Source organism: Mycobacterium sp. Panama NTM2 (assembly GCF_054355555.1).
Map to the genome: position 1 here is coordinate 2493080 of NZ_CM135953.1, position 22194 is coordinate 2515273.

The window sequence follows — 22194 nt, forward strand, 5'->3', positions numbered from 1 at the left end:
GGCGTGAATGCACCGAACCTGGTCCTGTTGCCCGCCGTCGACGTGGTGGACGGCCGCGCCGTTCGCCTGGTGCAGGGGCAGGCCGGCAGCGAGACCGAATACGGGTCGGCGCTGGACGCGGCGATGACGTGGCAGCGTGACGGCGCCGAGTGGATCCATCTGGTGGATCTGGACGCCGCGTTCGGCCGGGGGTCCAACCGGGAGTTGCTGGCCGAGGTGGTCGGCACGCTCGATGTGGCCGTGGAGCTCTCCGGCGGTATCCGCGACGACGAGTCGCTCGCGGCGGCGCTGGCCACCGGCTGCGCCCGCGTCAACCTGGGCACCGCGGCGCTGGAGAACCCGCAGTGGTGCGCCCGCGTGGTCGCCGAGCACGGCGACAAGGTCGCGGTGGGGCTCGACGTGTTGATCGCCGACGGGGAGCACCGGCTGCGCGGACGCGGCTGGGAGACCGACGGTGGCGATCTGTGGGCGGTGCTCGAGCGGCTCGACCGCGAGGGATGCTCGCGGTTCGTCGTCACCGACGTCACCAAGGACGGCACGCTCAACGGGCCGAACCTGGAGCTGCTCTCGTCGGTGTGCGAGCGCACCGAGGCGCCGGTGATCGCGTCCGGCGGGGTGTCCAGCCTGGATGATCTGCGCGCGATCGCCACGCTGACCGGAGAAGGCGTCGAGGGTGCAATCGTCGGAAAAGCTCTCTACGCCGGTCGATTCACGCTGCCTGAGGCGTTGGCCGCGGTCGGCACGTGACCCTCGACGCGCGCCAGCTCACCGAGCTGCTGGACACCGCCGCAGGCATCCTCGACGGCGCCTCCGCACAGTTCATCGCCGGCCACGGCGCCGATTCCGCGGTCGCCAAGAAGGGCAACGACTTCGCCACCGAGGTGGATCTGGCGATCGAGCGCCGCGTGGTCGCCGAATTGCAGCGGCTCACCGGGATCGGGGTGCACGGCGAGGAGTTCGGTGGGGAGTCCATCGATTCCGAGCTCGTCTGGGTCCTCGACCCGATCGACGGAACGTTCAACTACGCGGCCGGCTCGCCGATGGCCGCGATCCTGCTGGGTCTGCTCGTCGACGGTGAACCGGCGCTGGGCCTGACGTGGCTGCCCTTCATGGGGCAGCGCTACACCGCGGTGGTCGGCGGTCCGCTGCGCTGCAACGGCGGCGAACTGCCCCGACTGGATCGCGCGGATCTCGACAATGCGATCGTCGGCACGGGCACGTTCAACATCGATTCACGCGGCCGCTATCCGGGCGCCTACCGGGCGACGATCCTGGCCAATCTCAGCAGACACTGCTCGCGGATGCGGATGCACGGCGCCACCGGCATCGACCTCGCCTACGTCGCGGCGGGAATCCTCGGGGGTGCCATCAGTTTCGGGCACCACATCTGGGATCACGCAGCCGGCGTGGCGCTGGTCCGTGCCGCGGGCGGCGTCGTCACCGACCTGGCGGGGGAGCCGTGGACGGTGACATCCCCCTCGGCTCTGGTGGCCGCGCCCGGCGTGCACGCGGAGATGCTCGACCTCATCGCCGCGGCCGGTGATCCGAAGGACTACCTGTGAGCACCGGTGGTGACGTCGCGACCCGCGTCATTCCGTGCCTGGACGTCGACGCCGGCCGCGTCGTCAAGGGGGTCAACTTCGAGAACCTGCGCGACGCAGGCGATCCCGTGGAGCTGGCCGCGGTCTACGACGCCGAGGGTGCGGACGAGCTGACGTTCCTCGACGTCACCGCGTCGTCGTCGGGACGCTCGACGATGCTCGAGGTGGTGCGCCGCACCGCCGAGCAGGTCTTCATCCCGCTGACCGTCGGCGGTGGAGTGCAGTCGGTCGCCGACGTGGACATGCTGCTGCGCGCCGGTGCGGACAAGGTGTCGGTCAACACCGCCGCACTCGCGCGCCCGGAGCTGCTCTCGCAGCTGTCGCGGCAATTCGGTTCGCAGTGCATCGTGCTGTCGGTCGACGCCCGCACGGTGCCCGAGGGATCCGAGCCCACCCCGTCGGGCTGGGAGGTCACCACGCACGGCGGGCGGCGCGGCACGGGCATCGACGCGGTCGAGTGGGCCAGCCGTGGCGCCGAACTGGGTGTGGGGGAGATCCTGCTGAACTCGATGGACTTCGACGGCACCAAGGCCGGCTTCGATCTGCGGATGCTGCGGGCGGTGCGCGGTGCGGTGTCGGTGCCGGTGATCGCGAGCGGCGGCGCGGGTGCGGTGGAACATTTCGCGCCCGCCGTCGTTGCAGGAGCCGATGCCGTGCTGGCGGCCAGCGTATTCCACTTTAAGCAGCTGACCATCGGGCAGGTCAAGGCGGCGATGAGGGCGGAAGGGTTGACGGTCCGATGAGTCTGGACCCCGAGATCGCCGGGCGGCTCAAGCGCAACGCCGACGGTCTGTTCGCCGCGGTGGTGCAGGAGCGCGGCACCGGTCAGGTGTTGATGGTCGCGTGGATGGACGACGACGCTCTGGCCCGCACACTGGAAACCCGTGAGGCGACGTACTTTTCGCGCTCGCGTGGCGAGCAGTGGATCAAGGGTGCGACGTCCGGTCACACGCAACGGGTGCACTCGGTGCGGCTGGACTGCGACGGCGACACCGTGCTGCTGGAGGTCGACCAGGTCGGTGCCGCCTGCCACACCGGCGATCACTCGTGCTTCGACGCCGATCTGCTGCTGGGTCAGGCCGACTGACGTTTGCGCAGCGCCTGCAGCGCCTTGTCGGCGTGGCTGTCCATGCTGATCTCGCTGGCGATGACGTCGAGCACGGTGCGGTCGGTGTCGATGACGAACGTCGTGCGTTTCACCGGCAGGAACTTGCCCAGCAGGCCCCGCTTGACCCCGAACTGCTCGGCGACCGTGCCGTCGGTGTCGGACAGCAGCGGGTAGTCGAACTTCTGCTGGTCGGCGAACTGTGCCTGCTTGTCGACCGCGTCGGCGCTGATGCCGACGCGGGTGGCGCCCACGGCGGCGAATTCGGCGGCCAGGTCCCGGAAGTGGCATGCCTCCTTGGTGCAGCCGGGCGTCATGGCGGCGGGGTAGAAGAACAGGACGATCGGCCCGTCGGCGAGCAGCTCGGTCAGCGACCGCGTCGTGCCGGTCTGGTCGGGCAGGGAGAACTCGGCCACGGTGTCTCCCGCTTTGACTGGATTCATGGTTTTCAACCTACGTCTGGGAGAATGCCCACGTGCAGTCCACCGCCAGTCTCACCGTGACGACATCGCGTGAGGACTTCCGGGCGTTGGCCGCCGAGCACCGCGTGGTGCCGGTGACCCGCAAGGTGCTCGCCGACAGTGAGACGCCGCTCTCGGCGTACCGCAAGCTCGCCGCGAACCGACCCGGAACGTTCCTCCTGGAGTCCGCGGAGAACGGGCGGTCGTGGTCGCGGTGGTCGTTCATCGGCGCCGGCGCGCCGTCGGCGCTGACGGTCCGGGACGGGCAGGCCGCATGGCTGGGGGTGACGCCGCGGGATGCCCCGTCGGGCGGTGATCCGCTTGCGGCGCTGCGAGAGACGCTGACGCTGCTGCAGACTGCGCCACTACCTGGTCTGCCCCCGCTGTCCTCGGGGCTGGTCGGCTACTTCGCCTACGACTTCGTGCGCCGACTCGAGCGCCTGCCCGAACTCGCCGTCGACGATCTGGGCCTACCCGACATGGTGCTGCTGTTGGCCACCGACATCGCGGCCGTCGACCACCACGAGGGCACCATCACGCTGATCGCCAACGCGGTGAACTGGAACGGCACCGACGAGCGGGTGGACTGGGCCTACGACGACGCTGTTGCTCGGCTGGACGTGATGACCGCGGCGCTGGCGGAACCGCTCGCCTCCACGGTGGCCACGTTCTCCCGGCCCGCTCCGCTGCACCGCTCTCAGCGCACCGTCGAGGAGTACACGGCGATCGTCGACAAGCTGGTCGGTGACATCGAGGCGGGCGAGGCGTTCCAGGTGGTGCCGTCGCAGCGCTTCGAGATGGACACCGATGCCGACCCTTTGGACGTCTACCGGATGCTGCGGGTGTCCAATCCGAGCCCGTACATGTATCTGCTCAACGTGCCCGACGCCTACGGTGGGTTGGACTTCTCGATCGTCGGGTCCAGCCCCGAAGCGCTGGTGACGGTCAAGGACGGCCGGGCCACCACCCATCCGATCGCCGGGACCCGGTGGCGCGGTGACACCGAAGAGGAGGACGTCCTCCTCGAAAAGGAACTCCTCGCCGACGAGAAGGAACGCGCCGAGCATCTGATGCTCGTGGACCTCGGCCGCAACGATCTGGGCCGGGTGTGCCGGCCGGGCACGGTCAAGGTGGAGGACTACAGCCACGTCGAGCGCTACAGCCACGTGATGCACCTGGTGTCGACGGTGACCGGCTTGTTGGCCGACGGCAGGACCGCCCTCGACGCGGTGACGGCGTGTTTTCCTGCGGGCACCCTGTCGGGCGCGCCGAAGGTCCGCGCGATGGAGCTGATCGAAGAAGTCGAGAAGACGCGCCGTGGTCTCTACGGCGGCGTGCTGGGGTACCTCGACTTCGCCGGCGACGCCGATTTCGCGATCGCGATCCGGACCGCGCTGATGCGGCGCGGCACCGCCTACGTCCAAGCCGGTGGTGGAGTGGTCGCCGACTCCAACGGCCCGTACGAGTACAACGAGGCCGCGAACAAGGCCCGCGCGGTGCTGAACGCGGTCGCCGCCGCCGAGACGTTGAGCGAGCCATGACGCGGCTCGGGCAGTTGGCGCTGGTCCTCGCCGCGGCAGCGCTGTGGGGTGCGTCGCGACTGACGTGGGTGCAGGTGTCGTCGTTCGATGGGCTGACTCATCCGAGGACCGACGACCTGACGGGCGCGACCTGGTCGACTGCTCTGGTCCCGCTCGCTCTGGTGGTGCTCGCGGCCGCGGTCGCGGCGCTCGCAGTGCGGGGCTGGCCGATGCGCATCCTCGCGGTACTGGTCGCGGGGGCCAGCGCGGCGATGGGTTACCTCGCGGTCAGCCTGTGGGTCGTGCCCGATGTCGGGGCACGGGCGGCGCGCCTGGCCGAGGTGCCGATCACCGACCTCGTCGGCACCGAACGGCACTCGGTGGGTGCGGTGCTCACGCTGGTGGCGGCGGGTCTGTCGCTGCTCGGGGCGGTGCTGCTGCTGCGGTCGGCGACCCGGGCGGGCGCCGATACGACGCGCTACGCGCGACGGCCCGCCGAGCCGACGGACACCGGCGGCGCGATGTCGGAGCGGATGATCTGGGATGCGCTCGACGCCGGTAACGACCCGACCACGACGGACAAGAAGGGGCGGTGACGGGCTGTGGTGTCATGGCGACTACCCTTCATCAAGAATCAAACGGCCGTCAGGGGAAGGGAAACGACAGCTATGGGTTCGGCGACCGTCCTCGACTCCATCCTCGACGGAGTTCGTGCTGACGTCGCCGCTCGTGAAGCCGTCGTCAGCCTGGCCGAGGTCAAGGAACAGGCCAAGAAGGCACCCGCGCCTCTCGACGTGATGGCGGCGCTGCGAGCGCCGGGCATCGGGGTGATCGCCGAGGTGAAGCGTGCTAGCCCGTCTCGCGGTCCGTTGGCGTCGATCGCGGACCCCGCCGAGTTGGCGCGGGCCTACGAAGACGGCGGCGCCCGGGTGATCAGCGTGCTGACTGAGCAGCGGCGGTTCCACGGCTCGCTCGACGATCTCGACGCGGTCCGGGCGGCGGTGTCGATCCCCGTGTTGCGCAAGGACTTCATCGTGCGCCCGTACCAGATCCACGAGGCCCGCGCCCACGGCGCCGATCTGCTGTTGCTGATCGTCGCCGCACTCGAGCAGCCGGCTCTGGAGTCGCTGCTCGAACGTACCGAGTCCTTGGGGATGACGGCGCTCGTCGAGGTGCACACCGAGGAGGAGGCCGACCGCGCGCTGCAGGCCGGCGCCTCCCTGATCGGTGTCAACGCACGTGACCTCAAGACCCTCGAGGTCGACCGGGACTGCTTCGCGCGCATCGCGCCGGGGCTGCCGAGCCATGTCATCCGCGTCGCCGAGTCGGGGGTTCGCGGCACTGCGGACCTGTTGGCCTACGCCGGCGCCGGCGCCGACGCCGTGCTCGTCGGCGAGGGCCTGGTGACCAGTGGAGATCCCCGCAGTGCCGTCGCTGACCTCGTCACCGCCGGTACGCATCCGTCGTGCCCGAAACCAGCGCGATAAGTGACCACGCATCTGGAACCGGAACTGCCGCGCGCCAGCGCCGCAGTTGCCGAACCGACGTCCCATGATCCCGATGCGCGCGGCCATTTCGGCGTGTACGGCGGCAGGTTCGTCCCCGAGGCCCTGATGGCCGTCATCGAAGAGGTGACTGCCGCCTACGAGAAGGCGCGCGGAGACCAGGCGTTCCTCGACGAGCTGGACCGGTTGCAACGGCACTACACCGGTCGGCCGTCACCGGTGTACGAGGCGGAGCGGTTAGCCGAGCATGCCGGCGGCGCACGGATCTTCCTGAAGCGAGAAGACCTGAACCACACCGGTTCTCACAAGATCAACAATGTGCTCGGACAGGCCCTGCTGGCTCAGCAGATGGGCAAGACGCGGGTCATCGCCGAGACGGGCGCCGGCCAGCACGGGGTGGCCACGGCGACGGCGTGCGCACTGCTGGGCCTGGAGTGCGTGATCTACATGGGCGCGGTCGACACGGCCCGCCAGGCGCTGAACGTGGCGCGGATGCGGCTGCTCGGTGCCACGGTGGTGGCGGTCGAGTCGGGCTCCAAGACGCTGAAGGACGCGATCAACGAGACGTTCCGCGACTGGGTGACGAACGCGGACAGCACCTACTACGCCTTCGGGACGGCAGCGGGTCCGCATCCGTTCCCGATGATGGTGCGCGATTTCCAGCGCGTCATCGGACTGGAGGCACGCGCGCAGATGCTCGACCAGGCCGGGCGGCTGCCCGACGCTGTCGTGGCGTGTGTCGGCGGCGGCTCGAACGCGATCGGCATCTTCCATGCGTTCATCGACGACCCGGCAGTACGTCTGGTCGGATACGAGGCGGCCGGTGACGGTGTCGAAACCGGACGGCACGCGGCGACCTTCACCGGGGGTTCGCCGGGCGCATTCCAGGGGTCCTACTCTTACCTGCTGCAGGACGAGGACGGTCAGACCGTCGAATCCCATTCGATCTCAGCCGGTTTGGACTATCCAGGCGTCGGTCCGGAGCATGCGCTGCTCAAAGACATCGGCCGCGCGCGATACGAGCCGATCACCGACACCGAGGCGATGGACGCGCTGTCGCTGCTGAGCCGCACCGAAGGGATCATCCCGGCGATCGAATCAGCGCATGCGGTGGCGGGCGCGATGAAGCTCGGTCAGGAACTCGGGCCGGGGGCGATCATCCTGGTGAATCTGTCCGGGCGCGGCGACAAGGACGTCGAGACCGCTGCGCGCTGGTTCGGCCTGTTCGAGGACAATCCGACATGAGCCGGCTGGCAACTGTTTTCGAGGCCTGCCGGAGCGAGGGCAGGTCGGCGTTGATCGGCTACCTGCCGACCGGGTTCCCGGACGTGGACACGTCGATCGCGGCGATGGTCGCGCTGGTCGAGGCGGGCTGCGACATCATCGAGGTCGGCATCGCGTACTCCGATCCCGGGATGGACGGTCCGGTGATCGCCGCCGCCACCGAAGTGGCGCTGCGCGGCGGGGTACGGGTGCACGACACGCTGCGGGCCGTCGAGGCGATCAGTGCCGCTGGTGGCCACGCCGTGGTGATGACGTATTGGAACCCGGTGTTGCGCAAGGGCGTGGATGCGTTCAGCCGCGATCTGGCGTCCGCGGGCGGTCTGGGGATGATCACCCCGGATCTGATTCCCGACGAGGCTGACGAGTGGCTGGCCGCGTCGGAAGCGCACGATCTCGACAGGATCTTCGTGGTGGCGCCGTCGTCCACGCCGGAGCGACTCAGCGCGACGGTCGACGCGTCGCGCGGGTTCGTCTACGCGGCGTCCACGATGGGTGTCACAGGTGCCCGCGATGCGGTGTCGAATGCGGCGCCGGAGTTGGTGCGGCGCATCAAGGAACTCTCCGACGTTCCGGTCGGGGTGGGCCTGGGCGTGCGATCGAGGGAGCAGGCCGCACAGATCGGGTCGTACGCCGACGGGGTCATCGTGGGTTCGGCGCTGGTGTCGGCGTTGACCGATGGCGTGCCGGCGATGCGCTCGCTGACAGAAGAATTGGCTGACGGGGTAAGGCAAAGGGTCACTGCGTGACGTCGACGGTGCTGGCATACATCCCGAGTCCGTCGCAGGGGGTGTGGCATCTCGGCCCCTTCCCGCTGCGCGCGTACGCGCTGTTCATCATCGCGGGCATCGTGGCCGCGCTGGTTCTCGGCGATCGGCGGTGGGTGGCGCGCGGCGGGGAGCCGGGTGTCATCTACGACATCGCGCTGTGGGCAGTGCCGTTCGGCCTGATCGGTGGCCGGCTGTACCACGTCATGACGGACTGGCGGACGTACTTCGGCGAGGACGGCGCGGGATTCGCTGCGGCGCTTCGGATCTGGGACGGCGGACTCGGAATCTGGGGTGCGGTGGCCCTGGGTGCGGTCGGGGCGTGGATTGCGTGCCGGCGGCGGAACATACCGCTGCCCGCGTTCGGTGACGCGATCGCTCCGGGCATCATCCTGGCCCAGGCGATCGGACGGCTGGGCAACTACTTCAACCAGGAGCTCTACGGGCGGGAGACGACGCTGCCGTGGGGTCTGGAGATCTACGAGCGGGTGAACTCGGCGGGCGTGCCGGATTCGCTGAACGGTGTGTCGACCGGTCAGCTGATCGAGATCGTTCATCCGACGTTCCTGTACGAGCTGATCTGGAACCTGCTGGTGTTCGCGGCGCTGATCCTCATCGATCGACGGTTCCGCATCGGGCACGGCAGGCTGTTCGCGCTGTATGTCGCCGGCTACTGCGTGGGTCGGTTCTGGGTCGAGCTGATGCGCAGCGATGCCGCGACGCATATTGCAGGCATCCGGATCAACTCGTTCACGTCGACATTCGTTTTCATCGCCGCGGTGGTGTACGTCATGATCGCGCCGAAGGGCCGCGAAGATCCTCTGGCGCTGCGTGGCACGCCGGTGGATGGGGAGTCGCGCGCCGAGGACATGGTCAAGGACGTGGCGTTGGGGGCGTCGACGTCCGGGGTGGTCGCGGCGGCGCTCGTGGCGTCCGAGGACGACGAGAAGTCGGTCGCCGAGAATGCCGAATCCGACGACGACGTCACGGCCGAGCGCGAGGCCGATCTGGAGACGGTCGGCGATGAGGTCGCCGAGGGCGATGACCTCGTTGCACCTGCCGATCCTGCCGATGAGCCTTCTGAGCCGGAGGCGGGTCTCGGATCAGTGGATACCGAGGAAGCTGCCGAGGCGGTCGGTGAGGCTGAGGTCGCTCATGCGGTGGCGGTTGAGGGTGAGGATGCGGCTGAGGCGTTGAGCTCTGATGAGTCCGAATCCGCTGGGCCGGTGGCGGGTCTCGGATCAGTGGATACCGAGGAAGCTGCCGAGGCGGTCGGTGAGGCTGAGGTCGCGCATGCGGTGGCGGTTGAGGGTGAGGATGCGGCTGAGGCGTTGAGCGCTGACGAGCCTGAGGCCGGCGAGCCGGAGGCGGGTCTCGGTTCGGTCGATTCCGAGGAGGTTGGCGAGGCGGTCGGTGAGGCTGAGGTCGCGCATGCGGTGGCGGTTGAGGGTGAGGATGCGGCTGAGGCGTTGAGCGCTGATGAGCCCGAATCCGCTGAGCCCGAAGGTTCTGCTGATGAGCCTGAGTCCGGCGAGCGGGAGGCGGGTCTCGGTTCGGTCGATTCCGAGGAGGTTGGCGAGGCGGTCGGTGAGGCTGAGGTCGCGCATGCGGTGGCGGTTGAGGGCGAGGATGCCGCTGAGGCCTTGACTGCTGACGAGCCTGAGTCCGGCGAGCCGGAGGCGGGTCTCGGATCAGTGGATACCGAGCAAGCTGCCGAGGCGGTCGGTGAGGCTGAGGTCGCGCATGCGGTGGCCGTTGAGGGTGAGGATGCGGCTGAAGCGTTGAGCGCTGATGAGGCCGAGACCGGCGAGCCGGAGGCGGGTCTCGGATCAGTGGATACCGATGAAGCTGCCGAGGCGGTCGGTGAGGCTGAGGTGGCGCATGCGGTCGCGGTTGAGGGAGAGGATGCGGCTGAAGCGTTGAGCGCTGATGAGCCCGAATCCGCTGAGCCGGAGGCGGGTCTCGGATCAGTGGATACCGAGGAAGCTGCCGAGGCGGTCGGTGAGGCTGAGGTCGCGCATGCGGTGGCGGTTGAGGGTGAGGATGCGGCTGAGGCGTTGACTGCCGATGAGTCCAAATCCGCTGAGCCGGAGGCGGGTCTCGGATCAGTGGATACCGAGGAAGCTGCCGAGGCAGTCGGTGACGCCGAGGTCGCGCACGCTGTGGCGGTCGAAGGGGAAGACGCAGCCGAGGCGTTGAGCGCTGACGAGCCCGAGGCCGACGAGCCGGAGGCTGGTCTCGGTTCGGTCGATGCCGAGGAGGTCGGCGAGGCGGTCGGTGAGGCTGAGGTCGCGCACGTTGTGGCGGTCGAAGGGGAAGACGCAGCCGAGGCGCTGACGGCTGAGCAATCCCCGGCCACCGTGTCGACCGAGCCTGAGGCCCCAGATGCGTCGGTCGCCGATGGCGAAGACGCGGAAGACTCCGGCGACACCGAGAGGCCGGCCGACGCTTCCAGTGCCACCGCTGAAAGCCCTGTCAGCCCGGCGGACATCGCTCCTCCGCCCTCCGAAAACCGGCCTCCGGCAAGCCTTTCCGTCGAGGTCGGTCAGCGCGTGCGGCAGTGGGTTCGCCGGCGAAGGAACCGCTGACCGCACGTCACCGAGTTATCCACAGGCGCAAAAATTGGCGTCGGAGGGCTGCCCCGATCTCGGTAAAATCGAACGTATGAGGCGCTCCTAGTGTTCTCATGGGCGCATTCATGCTGGTCAGCAAGGTTTTGCGGTGCGATACAACGGGATCGGCGTTCCTTGGGTGAATTGAGGGACGCGCACGCGGTGTGCCTCTAGGTTTCGGGGTTACCACACCAACCGCAACCACAAGGAACGATCCGCGTGCGCGTCAGTACTGCATTTAACCGTCTGCTGGCCATTCCCGGAGCCACCGTCACCGACGTCGTGATCGGCGATGGCGACATCGAGGTCATGCTTCGGCCCCGAGCCCGGCTGATGACCTGTCCGTGCGGCAAACGGTGGCCCACCGCATACGATCGGCGCCGCCGGCGGTGGCGACATCTTGACCTGGCGCGTTGCCGGCTCTGGCTGGTCTATGACATTCGGCGAGTGAACTGCCCCAAGTGTGGAGTGACCACCGAAGCGGTGCCCTGGGCCCGACCCCTAGCCCGCCATACCCGCGACTTCGAAGACATGGTGCTGTGGCTGGCTCAACGCACCGACCGCACCTCTGTATCGACGTTGATGCGCTGCGCCTGGGAGACGGTGACCGCGATCATCCACCGAGGCGTCGCCGAATTGCTCGACCAACGCCGACTCGACACGCTCTACCGTATCGGCGTCGATGAGATCTGCTACCGCCACCCGCACCGCTACCTGACGATCATCGGCGACCACGACACCGGCACCGTCATCGATATCCAGCCCGGACGAAGCAAGGAGTCCTTAACGAACTTCTATGACAGTCAACCTGATTCGATCCTCGACCAGATCGAAGCAGTCAGCATGGACGTCTCAAGCATCTACACCAGCGCCACGAAAGAACATCTCCCCAAGGCGGTCATCTGCTACGACGGCTTCCACCTGATGCAATGGGTCAACCGCGCCCTAGACCGCGTCTACGCCGAATCGATGACCGGACCCGGCCGGACCGCAATGAGCACCGCAGACTGGAAAACCGGACGCTGGGCGCTGCGCACCGGAGAGAACAAACTCAGCGACACCAAACGCGACCTGGTCAACCACATCACCCGCACCAACCGACGCATCGGACGGGCCTGGACCCTCAAAGAACAAGCCCGCGACCTCTACCGCTACGACCATCCACCCGGGGTCGCCCGCCAACGACTCAAAGCCTGGATCACCGCCGCCAAACGCTCCCGCATCCCCGTCTTCATCTCCCTCGGCAAACGCTTCCAGACCTACTTCGAGCCCATTCTGGCCGCCATCGAACTCCGCATCTCCAACGCCCTCCTCGAAGGCATCAACGCCACCACCAGGCTCGTCAACGCCCGCGGCTACGGCCACCACTCCGCCCAAACACTGGCCGCAATGATCTACCTCTGCCGCGGCGGACTACACCCCCAGCTACCCACAAAAACATGAGGAGCCGCACGTATGATCGATGACCGTCCTGACGGGACTATCTCGCTAACGGTGTTTCCGGCGGTTTTCATCAGTAGGTTTCGGCTGCCGGGAATCGATCGGCGAAGGTGATCGCGAACGCATTCAGGGCAGGTTTCCACCGCATCGTCCATCGTGCCCTGCCTGCACCGGTCGGGTCCAGTGATCGGGTGACCAGATAGAGGCACTTGAGGGCGGCCTGCTCGGAGGGGAAGTGGCCGCGGGCCTTGATCGCGCGGCGGTAGCGGGCGTTGAGCGACTCGATGGCATTGGTGCTACAGATGACACGGCGGATCTCCACGTCGTAGTCCAGGAACGGGATGAACTCCGCCCAGGCGTTGTCCCACAGGCGGATCACCGCCGGGTAGCGTTGCCCCCATTTCTCGGCCAGATCGTCGAACGCTGCGCGGGCCGCGGTCGCGTTGACTGCGGTGTAGATCGGTTTCACATCACGCTTGATCTCATCCCAGTACTTGCGGGACGTGAGCCGAAAGGTGTTGCGCAGCAAGTGAATGATGCACGTCTGCACGATCGCCTGCGGCCACACGTTGCCCACCACCTCGGGCAGTCCCTTCAGCCCATCGCAGACGACGAAGAAGCTGTCCTTGACGCCGCGGTTGCGCAGATCGGTGAGCACGCTCATCCAGAACTTCGCGCCCTCCCCGCCGGTGCCGGCCCACAATCCGAGGATGTCGCGTTCCCCGGCCAGGGTCACTCCGATCGCGGCGTAGAACGGGCGGTTGGCGACCTGGCCGTCGCGGACCTTCACCACGATCGCGTCGATGAAGATCGCGGCGTAGGTTTCATCGAGTGGCCGCACCGACCAATCGTTCATCTCCTCGATGACCTTGTCGGTGATGCGGCTGATCGTCTCCTTCGAGACCGACGCGCCGTAGATCTCAGCGAAATGCGCTGAAATCTCCCCAGTGGTAAGCCCTTTGGCGTACAACGACAAGACCACCTCATCGACCCCGGACAATCGGCGTTGACGTTTCTTGACGATCTGGGGCTCGAACGTGGATGCCCGATCGCGCGGCACGTCGAGTTCGACCGGGCCGGTGGTGTCGGTCAGCACCGTCTTGGTGCGGGTCCCGTTGCGGATGTTGCCCGACCCCGCCTCCGGCGGGTCGTGTTTCTCGTAACCGAGGTGCTCGGTCATCTCCTCATTGAGTGCGATCTCCAGGACCGTCTTGGTCAGCTGTTTGAGCAGCCCGTCGGGCCCAGTCAGCGACAGGCCCTGTTCCTGTGCCAGTCGGACCAGCTCGACGGCAGCCTTCTGCTCTGCGGACTGCTCAGCCGCCTTCTTCTTCGCCACATCTTCCAGTGTCGTCATCACGGCACCTTTCTCGCCGAGCATCGCTCAGCGTGTCAGTACCGGAAACACCGTTATTTCCACAGTCCCGTCCTGACTCGCTGGTCGACACGATGGCGTCGGCGGCGCGGGCGGAGTCGGCGGCAATCGCACGTCGGTTGGATGCGATTGCCCGGCTGTACAAGCACCGTTGCAGTGACTATGAGGACGCGCAGTTCTGGTACACCGATGTGGTCGAAGCCGTCGGTGCTGAGGTCTCGGCTGCGCAGAACATCAGCCGTGGTCGCGCAATACCTCAGGTGCGGCAGGCGGTGTCGCTGCATGAGCGGTTGCCGCAAGTGGCTGCGGTGTTCGCTCGGGGCGATATCGATTACCGGATGGTGCAGATCCTGATCACGCGCACGGAGAACGTGCTCGACGAGGTGATCGCGGAGCTAGACCGTTCGTTGGCTCGACAGGTGCACAAGTGGATGCGTTTGTCGAAGCCGAAGTTGCGGGACCGCATCGATATGTGGGTCGCTGAGCATGATTCTGCCGGTGTTCGGGTTCCGCCGATCGTCGAGGAGCAGCGCTATGTCGAGGTCGAGCCGCACCCGACGGTGGCGGGGATGGCGCTGATCGGTGGTGTGCTCAATGCCGCGGATGCCGAGGCGATCGATCAGCGGCTGGACCTGATTGCTGATTCGGTGTGCGCCAATGATCCACGGTCGAAGCGGCAGCGCCGCGCGGATGCGACGGGTGCACTGGGTCGGCTCGAGGGATCGTTGGCGTGCCTGTGCGGATCAAGCGACTGCCCAGCGGCGACAGTGCGGGATTCCGCTGCGCGGGTGGTCATTCATGTTCTAGCAGAACAGCACACACTCGACGGCACGAGTCCGCGGCCGGGGTATCTGTCGGGTTTCGGTGTCTTGCCCGCAGAGTCGGTGCGCAGAATCGCGACGACGGCGAAGATCCGGCCGGTCCGCCTGCCCGGCGCAGGTGCGGAGAAGGGGTACCGGCCGTCGGCGGCGCTTCGGGATTTCGTGCGATGGCGGGATCTGACGTGTCGATTTCCTGGTTGCGATCGGCCGGTGATGGGCTGCGATGTCGACCACACGACGCCGTGGCCGTTCGGGCGGACGCATGCCTCCGGGCTCAAGCATTACTGCCGCACACATCATTTGATCAAGACGTTCTACACCGGCCCTGACGGCTGGAAGGATGAGCAGCGTACTGACGGCAGCATTGTGGTGACGTCCCCGACGGGGCACGTGTACGTCACCGAGGCGTTCGGGGGCATCTTGTTCCCCGGCCTGGCGACGCCGACGGCGACGATCCCCACCGCGACGCCGACGGAGTCCACGGATCGCAGCGCGATGATGCCCATGCGCACCAGAACCCGCGAACAGGACCGCCGCCACCGCATCGCACAGGAACGGCGACAACGACAAGAGCTCGACGCCGAACTCGAAAGACAACGCCAGGCCAGGCTCTCGGCGACGTACGAACCGCCGCCGTTCTAACGAGCCGGTCTGGCATGCTGGAGCCATGACTGAGCCGCAATTCGGTGGCAACGAGGGCGGCGATTCCTACCCGCCGCCACACCAGCAGCCGGGCTACCAGCAACCGGGCTACCAGCAGCCGGGTTACCCGCCGCCAGGTCAGCAGTACGGTCCGCCGCCTGGGCAATTCCCGCCGCCGGTGGGTCAATATCCGCCGTCGTACACCGACCCGTACGCGCCCTACGGACGGCACCCGATGACGGGGGAGCCACTGTCCGACAAGTCCAAAGTGGTGGCGGGCTTGCTGCAGCTGCTCGGACTCCTCGGCCTGGTCGGCATCGGACGCATCTACCTCGGTTACACCGGGCTCGGTATCGCCCAACTCGCAGTCGGGCTCATCGGAGGGTTCGTCATCGGTTTGCTCACGTGTGGAGTGGGCTTCTTGATCCCCGTCATCTGGGGCATTGTCGACGCGGTTCTGATCCTCACCGACAAGGTCCGCGACCCGCAAGGGCGTCCGCTGCGCGATGGCACCTAGCCCGGGTACGAGCCGCAAAACCCGCCTGCTCGCCGGCCTCGGCACGGGGGCGGCCCTGCTGGGCAGCCTGGCCTACATCGGCCTCCGTGATCCGCACAGCTCGGGCTTCGGGTTCCCGCCCTGTCCTTTCAAGGAGCTCACCGGGTGGAACTGCCCAGCCTGCGGCGGTTTGCGTATGACCCACGATGTCCTCCACGGCGACTTCGCTGCGGCATGGGTGGACAACGCCTACGTGTTGATCGGTCTGCCGCTGCTGCTGGCGTTTCTCGTCGGCCGACGCGCCCGCGGTAAATCGGTGCCGGCCACACCTCTGTTGCTCGTGATAGCAGTCTCGGCCATCGCCTGGACCGTCGCCCGGAATCTGCCCGGTTTCCCACTCGTCCCCACCGTTCTCGCCGGGTAGCCGCCCACCCGCGCTGATACACTCGCTCGACGGGCCGCCGCAGTCCCTGACCACCAAAAATCAGGACTGCGAGGAGCATCGTCCATGCTGTTCTCGGCATTGCCCGAACCTCAGGGGCTCTACCATCCCGACCGCGAGGCGGATTCCTGCGGTGTGGCCATGGTGACCGATATCCAGGGCCGCCGCTCCCATGCCATCGTCACCGACGGGCTGATAGCCCTCGAGCACCTCGAGCACCGCGGCGCGGCAGGCGCCGAACCCAACAGCGGTGACGGAGCAGGCATCCTGATCCAGCTCCCGGTCGAGATGCTCGACGCGGTCACCGAATTCGAGCTTCCCGCGCCGAACCTCAACGGCGACAACACCTTCGCCGCAGGTATCTGCTTCCTCCCGCAGGATCTCGAGGACAGGGCGCGCGCCCGCGCCACCATCGAGACCATCGCCGCCGAGGAGGGCCTCGACATACTCGGCTGGCGCGAGGTCCCCGTCGACCCTGACGGCGCGGAGATCGGCCACACCGCGCTGGGCTGCATGCCCTACATGGCGCAACTCTTCGTCACCGCCCCTGAACGCAACGGCGCGCGTCCCGGCGGCATCGACCTCGACCGCCGGGTGTACCCGCTGCGCAAGCGCGCCGAGCGGGACAGTGTGTACTTCCCGTCGCTGTCCAGCCGCACCATGGTCTACAAGGGCATGCTCACCACGCTGCAACTGCCGCACTACTTTCCGGATCTACGCGACGAACGCTGCGTCAGCGCCATCGCGATCGTGCACAGCCGCTTCTCCACCAACACCTTTCCGTCGTGGCCTCTGGCCCATCCCTTTCGCTTCGTCGCGCACAACGGAGAGATCAACACCGTGCGCGGCAACCGCAACCGCATGCACGCACGTGAAGCGATGCTCGCCAGCGCGTTGATCCCCGGCGACCTCGCCCGGCTCTCGCCGGTCTGCACCCCCGACGCCTCCGACTCGGCCTCGTTCGACGAAGTCTTGGAACTGCTTCACCTCGGCGGCCGCGCCCTGCCTCACGCCGTGCTGATGATGATCCCCGAAGCGTGGGAGAACAACGCCACGATGGACGACGCCGAGCGCGCATTCTGGCGATACCACGCCTCGCTCATGGAACCCTGGGACGGCCCGGCATGCGTCACGTTCACCGACGGCACTCTGGTCGGAGCCGTGCTCGACCGCAACGGATTACGACCGGGCCGATGGTGGCGCACCATCGACGATCGCGTGATCCTCGCCAGTGAAAGCGGTGTGCTCGACGTGCCGTCGGCCCAGATCGTCGCCAAGGGGCGGCTCCAGCCCGGAAAGATGTTCTTGATCGACACCGCCGCGGGGCGCATCGTCTCCGACGACGAGATCAAACACGATCTCGCCACCGCCGAACCATACGGCGAATGGCTGCACGCCGGACTGCTCGACATCAAGGCCTTGCCCGACCGGGTTCGCGTACAGCCCAATCATGATTCGGTGGTACGCCGCCAGATCAGCTTCGGTTACACCGAAGAAGATCTCCGCATCCTGCTCACGCCGATGGCTTCCTCGGGCGCTGAACCGCTGGGCTCCATGGGCACCGACACGCCCGCCGCGGTGCTGTCCGAGCGATCGAAGTCTCTCTACGACTACTTCGTGGAACTCTTCGCCCAGGTGACCAACCCGCCGTTGGACGCCATCCGCGAAGAGGTGGTCACCTCGATGTCACGGGTGATGGGCCCCGAGCAGAACCTGCTGGCACCGTCGGCGGCGTCGTGCCGACAGATCACCCTCGGCTGGCCGGTGCTCGACAACGACGAGCTCAACAAGATCGTCCACATCAACGACGACGGCGAGCATCCCGGACTGCGCACCGCCGTGCTCAAAGCGCTCTATCGCGTCGAACGCGGCGGTGAGGGACTCGCCGACGCTCTCGAAGATCTCCGCCTCCGGGCATGCGACGCCATCGCCAAAGGCGCTCGGACACTGGTCATCTCCGACCGCGACTCCGATCACACGAAGGCGCCCATCCCGTCACTTCTCGCCGTCTCAGCTGTGCACCACCACCTGGTGCGCACCAAGCAGCGCACCGCCATCGCACTGGTCGTCGAGACCGGTGACGCCCGCGAGGTCCACCACGTCGCGATGCTCATCGGCTTCGGTGCCGCCGCGGTCAACCCCTACCTGGCCTTCGAGTCCATCGAAGACCTCATCCGCGAGGGCGAACTCACCGGCATCGAAACCGCCACCGCGGTCAGGAATTACCTCAAGGCACTCGGCAAGGGCGTCATGAAGGTGATGAGCAAGATGGGAATCTCGACGGTGGCGTCCTACACCGGAGCCCAGGCGTTCGAGGCGGTCGGCATCGACAAAGAGGTCATCGACGAATACTTCACCGGCACACCCACTCAACTCGGCGGTATCGGGCTCGACGTCATCGCCGAGGAGGTCAAGCTGCGGCACCGTCGGGCCTACCCGGAGAACCCCACCGAACGGGTGCACCGTCGTCTGGAGGTGGGCGGCGAGTACGCCTTCCGCCGCGAAGGGGAACTCCACCTCTTCACCCCCGAAGTGGTGTTCCTGCTGCAGCATTCGACGCGCACGGGGCGGTACGACGTCTTCGAGAAGTACTCCGAGGAGGTCAACCGCCTGGCTCGCGAGGGCGGCGCCCTCCGCGGGCTCTTCGCGTTCAAGCAGGGGCTGCGTCCGCCGGTGCCGCTGGACGAGGTGGAGCCCGCTAGCGAGATAGTCAAGCGGTTCAACACCGGCGCGATGAGCTACGGCTCGATCTCGGCCGAGGCCCACGAGACCATGGCGGTGGCGATGAACCGCCTCGGCGGTCGGTCCAACAGCGGTGAGGGCGGCGAGGACGTCGACCGGCTCTACGACCCGCTGCGCCGCAGCGCGGTCAAGCAGGTCGCCTCGGGCCGCTTCGGTGTGACCAGCGACTACCTGGTGAATGCGACCGACATCCAGATCAAGATGGCTCAGGGAGCCAAACCCGGTGAGGGCGGCCAACTTCCGGGCTACAAGGTGTATCCGAACATCGCCAAGACCCGGCACTCGACGCCCGGGGTGGGGCTCATCTCTCCGCCGCCTCACCACGACATCTACTCGATCGAGGATCTCGCCCAGCTGATCCACGACTTGAAGAACGCCAACGCCGACGCCCGCATCCACGTCAAGCTGGTCAGCTCGGTGGGTGTCGGCACTGTCGCCGCGGGCGTCTCCAAGGCGCACGCCGACGTCGTGCTGATCTCCGGCTACGACGGTGGCACCGGCGCAGCGCCTTTGACCAGCCTCAAACACGCCGGCGCACCGTGGGAGATCGGACTGGCCGACACTCAGCAGACGCTCATGCTGAACGGTCTGCGCGACCGGATCACCGTGCAGTGCGACGGCGGGATGCGCACCGCGCGCGACGTGATGGTCGCGATGCTGCTGGGCGCCGAGGAGTTCGGTTTCGCCACGGCGCCGCTGGTGGTGTCGGGATGCATCATGATGCGCGTCTGCCACCTCGACACCTGCCCCGTCGGGGTGGCGACGCAGAACCCCGAACTGCGGGCTCGCTTCACCGGCAAGCCCGAGTTCGTCGAGACGTTCTTTCAGTTCATCGCCGAGGACATCCGCAAGCATCTCGCCGAGCTCGGGTTCCGCAGCGTGGACGAAGCCGTCGGGCACGCCGAAATGCTCGACACCGACCTCGGTGTCGCGCACTGGAAGAGCAAGGGCCTTGACCTGACACCGATCTTCGCGGTGCCGTCGACCGAGACCGGCCGCCGTCGCGTTCGCGAACAGGAGCACGGGCTGGAGCAGGCGCTGGACCGCACGCTCATCCAGCTGTGCGAGGGGGCGCTCGAGGACGCCCACCCCGTGCGCCTGGAGCTTCCGGTGCGCAACGTCAACCGGACCGTGGGCACCCTGCTCGGCAGCGAGGTCACCCGCCGCTATGGTGCCGAAGGCCTGCCCGACGACACCATCCATGTGACGCTGACCGGTTCGGCCGGCCAGAGCGTCGGCGCGTTCCTGCCGCCCGGGGTCACCCTCGCGCTCATCGGTGATGCGAACGACTATGTCGGCAAGGGCTTGTCAGGCGGTCGCATCATCGTGCGACCCGACGACGACGTGCTGTTCCTGCCCGAGGACAACGTCATCGCCGGCAACACCCTGCTCTACGGCGCCACCTCCGGCGAGGTGTTCCTGCGTGGTCGGGTCGGGGAACGGTTCGCGGCGCGCAACTCCGGAGCCCTCGCGGTCACCGAGGGTGTCGGTGACCACGCGTGCGAGTACATGACCGGCGGCCGGGTGGTGGTACTCGGCCCGGTCGGACGGAACATGGCCGCCGGTATGTCGGGGGGCATCGCCTACGTGCTCGGTCTCGATCCGCGCCGCGTCAACACCGACATGGTGGAGCTGCAGACTCCGGACGGTGTGGATCTCGCCTGGCTGCGTGATGTCGTCGCCGCCCACGCCCGGCACACCGGCAGCACCGTCGCGACGTCGCTGCTGTCGGATTGGCCCCGCCGCAGCGCGCTGTTCACGAAGATCATGCCGCGCGACTACCAGCGTGTGCTTCAAGCCACCCGGATGGCCAAGGCCGAGGGCAGAGACGTCGACGCAGCGATCATGGAGGCAAGTCGTGGCTGATCCGTACGGATTCCTGGATGTCGCCAAGGTGGAAGCCGCCAAGCGCCCCGTCGACGAACGCGTCGGTGACTGGCGTGAGGTCTACGAGCGGCAGGATCCACACGAGCGGGCGGGGGAGGTGTCCCAGCAGGCTCGTCGCTGTATGGATTGCGGAATTCCGTTCTGCCACAGCGGCAGTGCTGGCTGTCCGCTGGGCAATCTGATTCCCGAGTGGAACGATCTGGTACGCCGGGGGCGCTGGGACGCGGCCAGCGAGCGATTGCACGCCACCAACAACTTTCCCGAATTCACCGGCCGGCTCTGCCCCGCTCCGTGCGAGGTGGCATGCGTGCTGTCGATCGCCGAGGAGCAGACCGGCGGCAGTGTCACGATCAAGCGCATCGAGCAGACCATCGCCGACCAGGCCTGGCTGGACGGCATCGTGGAACCGCAGCCCGCGGCGATCGCGACCGGCAAACGCGTGGCGGTGGTGGGGTCCGGGCCGGCCGGTTTGGCCGCAGCCCAGCAGCTCACCCGCGCCGGCCACGATGTGACGGTCTACGAACGCGACGACCGAATCGGCGGTCTGATGCGCTACGGCATCCCCGAGTACAAGTTGGAGAAGGCCACGCTGAATCAGCGGCTGGCCCAGATGCGGGCGGAGGGAACACGTTTCGTCACCGAATGCGAGGTCGGTGTCGACGTGACCATCGACGCGTTGCGCGCCCAGTACGACGCAGTCGTGCTCGCCGTCGGCGCGTTGCGGGCCCGGGACAACACGGTCGAAGGCCGGGAACTGGCCGGTGTGCACCTGGCGATGGAGCACCTCGTGCCCGCGAACAAGGAGTGCGAAGGCGACGGCCCGAGTCCGATCTCCGCGGCGGGCAAGCACGTGGTGATCATCGGCGGCGGTGACACCGGTGCCGATTGTCTGGGCACCGCGCACCGGCAGGGCGCGGCGTCGGTGACCCAGCTCGACTACAACCCCGAGCCGCCCGAATACCGCGACGACTCCAGCGCTCCCTGGCCGATGTGGCCGGTGGTGCTGCGCACCCGGCTCTCCCCGGCGCACGCCGAAGGCGGCGAACGTCGCTATCAGGTCGCCGTTCAGCGGTTCCTCGGCGACGAGGAGGGCAACCTGCGCGCGCTGGAGATCGCCGAGGTGAAGGTCGAGCGGGACGAGACCGGCCGGCGCCGCATCACCCCCGTGGGCGAGAGCCTGCAGATCCGCTGCGACCTCGCGCTGCTGGCGATCGGCTTCGACGGCGTGGAGCACATGCCGCTGCTGGACGGCCTGGGCCTGACGTTGTCTCCGCGCGGCACGCTTCGCTGCGGGCAGGACTGGCAGACCGACTCGCCCGGGGTGTTCGTCTGCGGGGACGCCCACCGAGGTGCGTCGCTGATCGTGTGGGCGATCGCGGAGGGGCGCAGCGCCGCCGCCGCTGTGGACACTTTCCTGATGGGCGAGACGGACCTTCCGGCCCCGGTCAGGCCGGGTGCGCTCCCGCTGGCCGTCATCTGAATCGATTAACGACTATGCTC

Annotated in this window: 17 protein-coding genes and 1 pseudogene; 16 read left to right on the forward strand and 2 right to left on the reverse strand. The window is 67.5% G+C overall.

The genetic code is table 11. From position 1 onward, the window contains the following. Positions 1-18: 18 nt before the first annotated feature. The 4 genes from priA to hisI are packed head-to-tail and all read left to right on the forward strand — an operon-like array spanning position 19 to position 2688. The gene (gene priA / locus ACXYX3_RS11950; protein WP_241203861.1) at positions 19-747 is read left to right on the forward strand and encodes a bifunctional 1-(5-phosphoribosyl)-5-((5-phosphoribosylamino)methylideneamino)imidazole-4-carboxamide isomerase/phosphoribosylanthranilate isomerase PriA; all 729 of its coding nucleotides are present in this window, start codon (positions 19-21) and stop codon (positions 745-747) included. Next, positions 744-1562: an inositol monophosphatase family protein gene (locus tag ACXYX3_RS11955; protein ID WP_458611818.1), complete on the forward strand. Its 819-nt coding sequence runs from the start codon at positions 744-746 to the stop codon at positions 1560-1562. The genes priA and ACXYX3_RS11955 overlap by 4 nt, the downstream gene beginning before the upstream one ends. After that, complete coding sequence (hisF, locus tag ACXYX3_RS11960; RefSeq protein ID WP_458611819.1) at positions 1559-2344, forward strand: imidazole glycerol phosphate synthase subunit HisF; 786 nt, start codon at positions 1559-1561, stop codon at positions 2342-2344. Before ACXYX3_RS11955 ends, hisF begins: the two co-directional genes overlap by 4 nt. Then, positions 2341-2688, forward strand: coding sequence for a phosphoribosyl-AMP cyclohydrolase (gene hisI / locus ACXYX3_RS11965; RefSeq protein WP_458611820.1), 348 nt, complete (start codon positions 2341-2343; stop codon positions 2686-2688). Before hisF ends, hisI begins: the two co-directional genes overlap by 4 nt. On the opposite strand, the gene ACXYX3_RS11970 is transcribed toward hisI, so the two are convergent. Continuing rightward, positions 2676-3149: a peroxiredoxin gene (locus tag ACXYX3_RS11970; protein ID WP_458611821.1), complete on the reverse strand. Its 474-nt coding sequence runs from the start codon at positions 3147-3149 to the stop codon at positions 2676-2678. The two genes, hisI and ACXYX3_RS11970, sit on opposite strands and share 13 nt — an antisense overlap. A 32-nt stretch (positions 3150-3181) precedes the next feature. Here ACXYX3_RS11970 and ACXYX3_RS11975 point away from each other — a divergent pair, with 32 nt between their 5' ends. The 7 genes and pseudogenes from ACXYX3_RS11975 (at position 3182) to ACXYX3_RS12005 (ending at position 12295) form a co-directional block, all read left to right on the forward strand. Then, on the forward strand, positions 3182-4708 hold the full coding sequence (locus ACXYX3_RS11975) for an anthranilate synthase component I (protein WP_458611822.1): 1527 nt from the start codon (positions 3182-3184) through the stop codon (positions 4706-4708). Then, positions 4705-5283, forward strand: a complete 579-nt coding sequence (locus ACXYX3_RS11980; RefSeq protein ID WP_241203646.1) for a TIGR02234 family membrane protein — start codon at positions 4705-4707, stop codon at positions 5281-5283. Before ACXYX3_RS11975 ends, ACXYX3_RS11980 begins: the two co-directional genes overlap by 4 nt. A gap of 72 nt (positions 5284-5355) precedes the next feature. Next, positions 5356-6174, forward strand: a complete 819-nt coding sequence (gene trpC / locus ACXYX3_RS11985; RefSeq protein WP_458611823.1) for an indole-3-glycerol phosphate synthase TrpC — start codon at positions 5356-5358, stop codon at positions 6172-6174. After that, the gene (gene trpB, locus ACXYX3_RS11990) at positions 6175-7437 is read left to right on the forward strand and encodes a tryptophan synthase subunit beta (RefSeq protein ID WP_458611824.1); all 1263 of its coding nucleotides are present in this window, start codon (positions 6175-6177) and stop codon (positions 7435-7437) included. It abuts the gene before it with no gap. After that, positions 7434-8222, forward strand: a complete 789-nt coding sequence (gene trpA, locus ACXYX3_RS11995) for a tryptophan synthase subunit alpha (RefSeq protein ID WP_241203643.1) — start codon at positions 7434-7436, stop codon at positions 8220-8222. The genes trpB and trpA overlap by 4 nt, the downstream gene beginning before the upstream one ends. A gap of 8 nt (positions 8223-8230) precedes the next feature. Continuing rightward, positions 8231-9079: pseudogene (lgt, locus tag ACXYX3_RS12000) on the forward strand (prolipoprotein diacylglyceryl transferase); the annotation flags it as partial. Positions 9080-11071: 1992 nt separating this feature from the next. Next, a complete protein-coding gene (locus tag ACXYX3_RS12005; RefSeq protein ID WP_458609431.1) occupies positions 11072-12295 on the forward strand; it encodes an ISL3 family transposase in 1224 nt (407 codons plus the stop codon). A 70-nt stretch (positions 12296-12365) separates the two neighbouring features. Here the strand turns inward: ACXYX3_RS12005 and ACXYX3_RS12010 are convergent, their stop codons facing one another. Further along, positions 12366-13649 (reverse strand): IS256 family transposase, encoded by a 1284-nt coding sequence (locus tag ACXYX3_RS12010; protein WP_434085903.1) that lies wholly within the window; start codon positions 13647-13649, stop codon positions 12366-12368. A gap of 89 nt (positions 13650-13738) precedes the next feature. Here ACXYX3_RS12010 and ACXYX3_RS12015 point away from each other — a divergent pair, with 89 nt between their 5' ends. The 5 genes from ACXYX3_RS12015 to ACXYX3_RS12035 all read left to right on the forward strand — a co-directional run bounded on the left by ACXYX3_RS12015 (position 13739) and on the right by ACXYX3_RS12035 (position 22174). Then, positions 13739-15127, forward strand: a complete 1389-nt coding sequence (locus ACXYX3_RS12015; protein ID WP_458612060.1) for an HNH endonuclease signature motif containing protein — start codon at positions 13739-13741, stop codon at positions 15125-15127. 25 nt (positions 15128-15152) lie between these two features. Beyond that, complete coding sequence (locus ACXYX3_RS12020) at positions 15153-15644, forward strand: NINE protein (protein ID WP_241203640.1); 492 nt, start codon at positions 15153-15155, stop codon at positions 15642-15644. Then, entirely contained in the window at positions 15634-16047 is a 414-nt protein-coding gene (locus tag ACXYX3_RS12025; protein ID WP_458611825.1) for a DUF2752 domain-containing protein, read from the forward strand. The genes ACXYX3_RS12020 and ACXYX3_RS12025 overlap by 11 nt, the downstream gene beginning before the upstream one ends. Before the next feature lie 84 nt (positions 16048-16131). Continuing rightward, positions 16132-20673 carry a glutamate synthase large subunit gene (gene gltB / locus ACXYX3_RS12030; RefSeq protein WP_458611826.1) on the forward strand — a complete coding sequence of 1514 codons (4542 nt, stop codon included), beginning with the start codon at positions 16132-16134 and terminating at the stop codon, positions 20671-20673. Further along, the gene (locus ACXYX3_RS12035; protein ID WP_241203637.1) at positions 20666-22174 is read left to right on the forward strand and encodes a glutamate synthase subunit beta; all 1509 of its coding nucleotides are present in this window, start codon (positions 20666-20668) and stop codon (positions 22172-22174) included. Before gltB ends, ACXYX3_RS12035 begins: the two co-directional genes overlap by 8 nt. Positions 22175-22194: the final 20 nt, after the last annotated feature.

What these genes read in the sequence shown, in the direction of transcription:
- hisI (WP_458611820.1), top strand. Translation starts at nt 2,341, where the DNA reads ATGAGTCTGGACCCCGAGATCGCCGGGCGGCTCAAGCGCAACGCCGAC.
- ACXYX3_RS11970 (WP_458611821.1), bottom strand. Translation starts at nt 3,149, where the DNA reads ATGAATCCAGTCAAAGCGGGAGACACCGTGGCCGAGTTCTCCCTGCCC.
- ACXYX3_RS11980 (WP_241203646.1), top strand. Translation starts at nt 4,705, where the DNA reads ATGACGCGGCTCGGGCAGTTGGCGCTGGTCCTCGCCGCGGCAGCGCTG.
- trpC (WP_458611823.1), top strand. Translation starts at nt 5,356, where the DNA reads ATGGGTTCGGCGACCGTCCTCGACTCCATCCTCGACGGAGTTCGTGCT.
- trpA (WP_241203643.1), top strand. Translation starts at nt 7,434, where the DNA reads ATGAGCCGGCTGGCAACTGTTTTCGAGGCCTGCCGGAGCGAGGGCAGG.
- ACXYX3_RS12015 (WP_458612060.1), top strand. Translation starts at nt 13,739, where the DNA reads ATGGCGTCGGCGGCGCGGGCGGAGTCGGCGGCAATCGCACGTCGGTTG.
- ACXYX3_RS12020 (WP_241203640.1), top strand. Translation starts at nt 15,153, where the DNA reads ATGACTGAGCCGCAATTCGGTGGCAACGAGGGCGGCGATTCCTACCCG.
- ACXYX3_RS12025 (WP_458611825.1), top strand. Translation starts at nt 15,634, where the DNA reads ATGGCACCTAGCCCGGGTACGAGCCGCAAAACCCGCCTGCTCGCCGGC.
- gltB (WP_458611826.1), top strand. Translation starts at nt 16,132, where the DNA reads ATGCTGTTCTCGGCATTGCCCGAACCTCAGGGGCTCTACCATCCCGAC.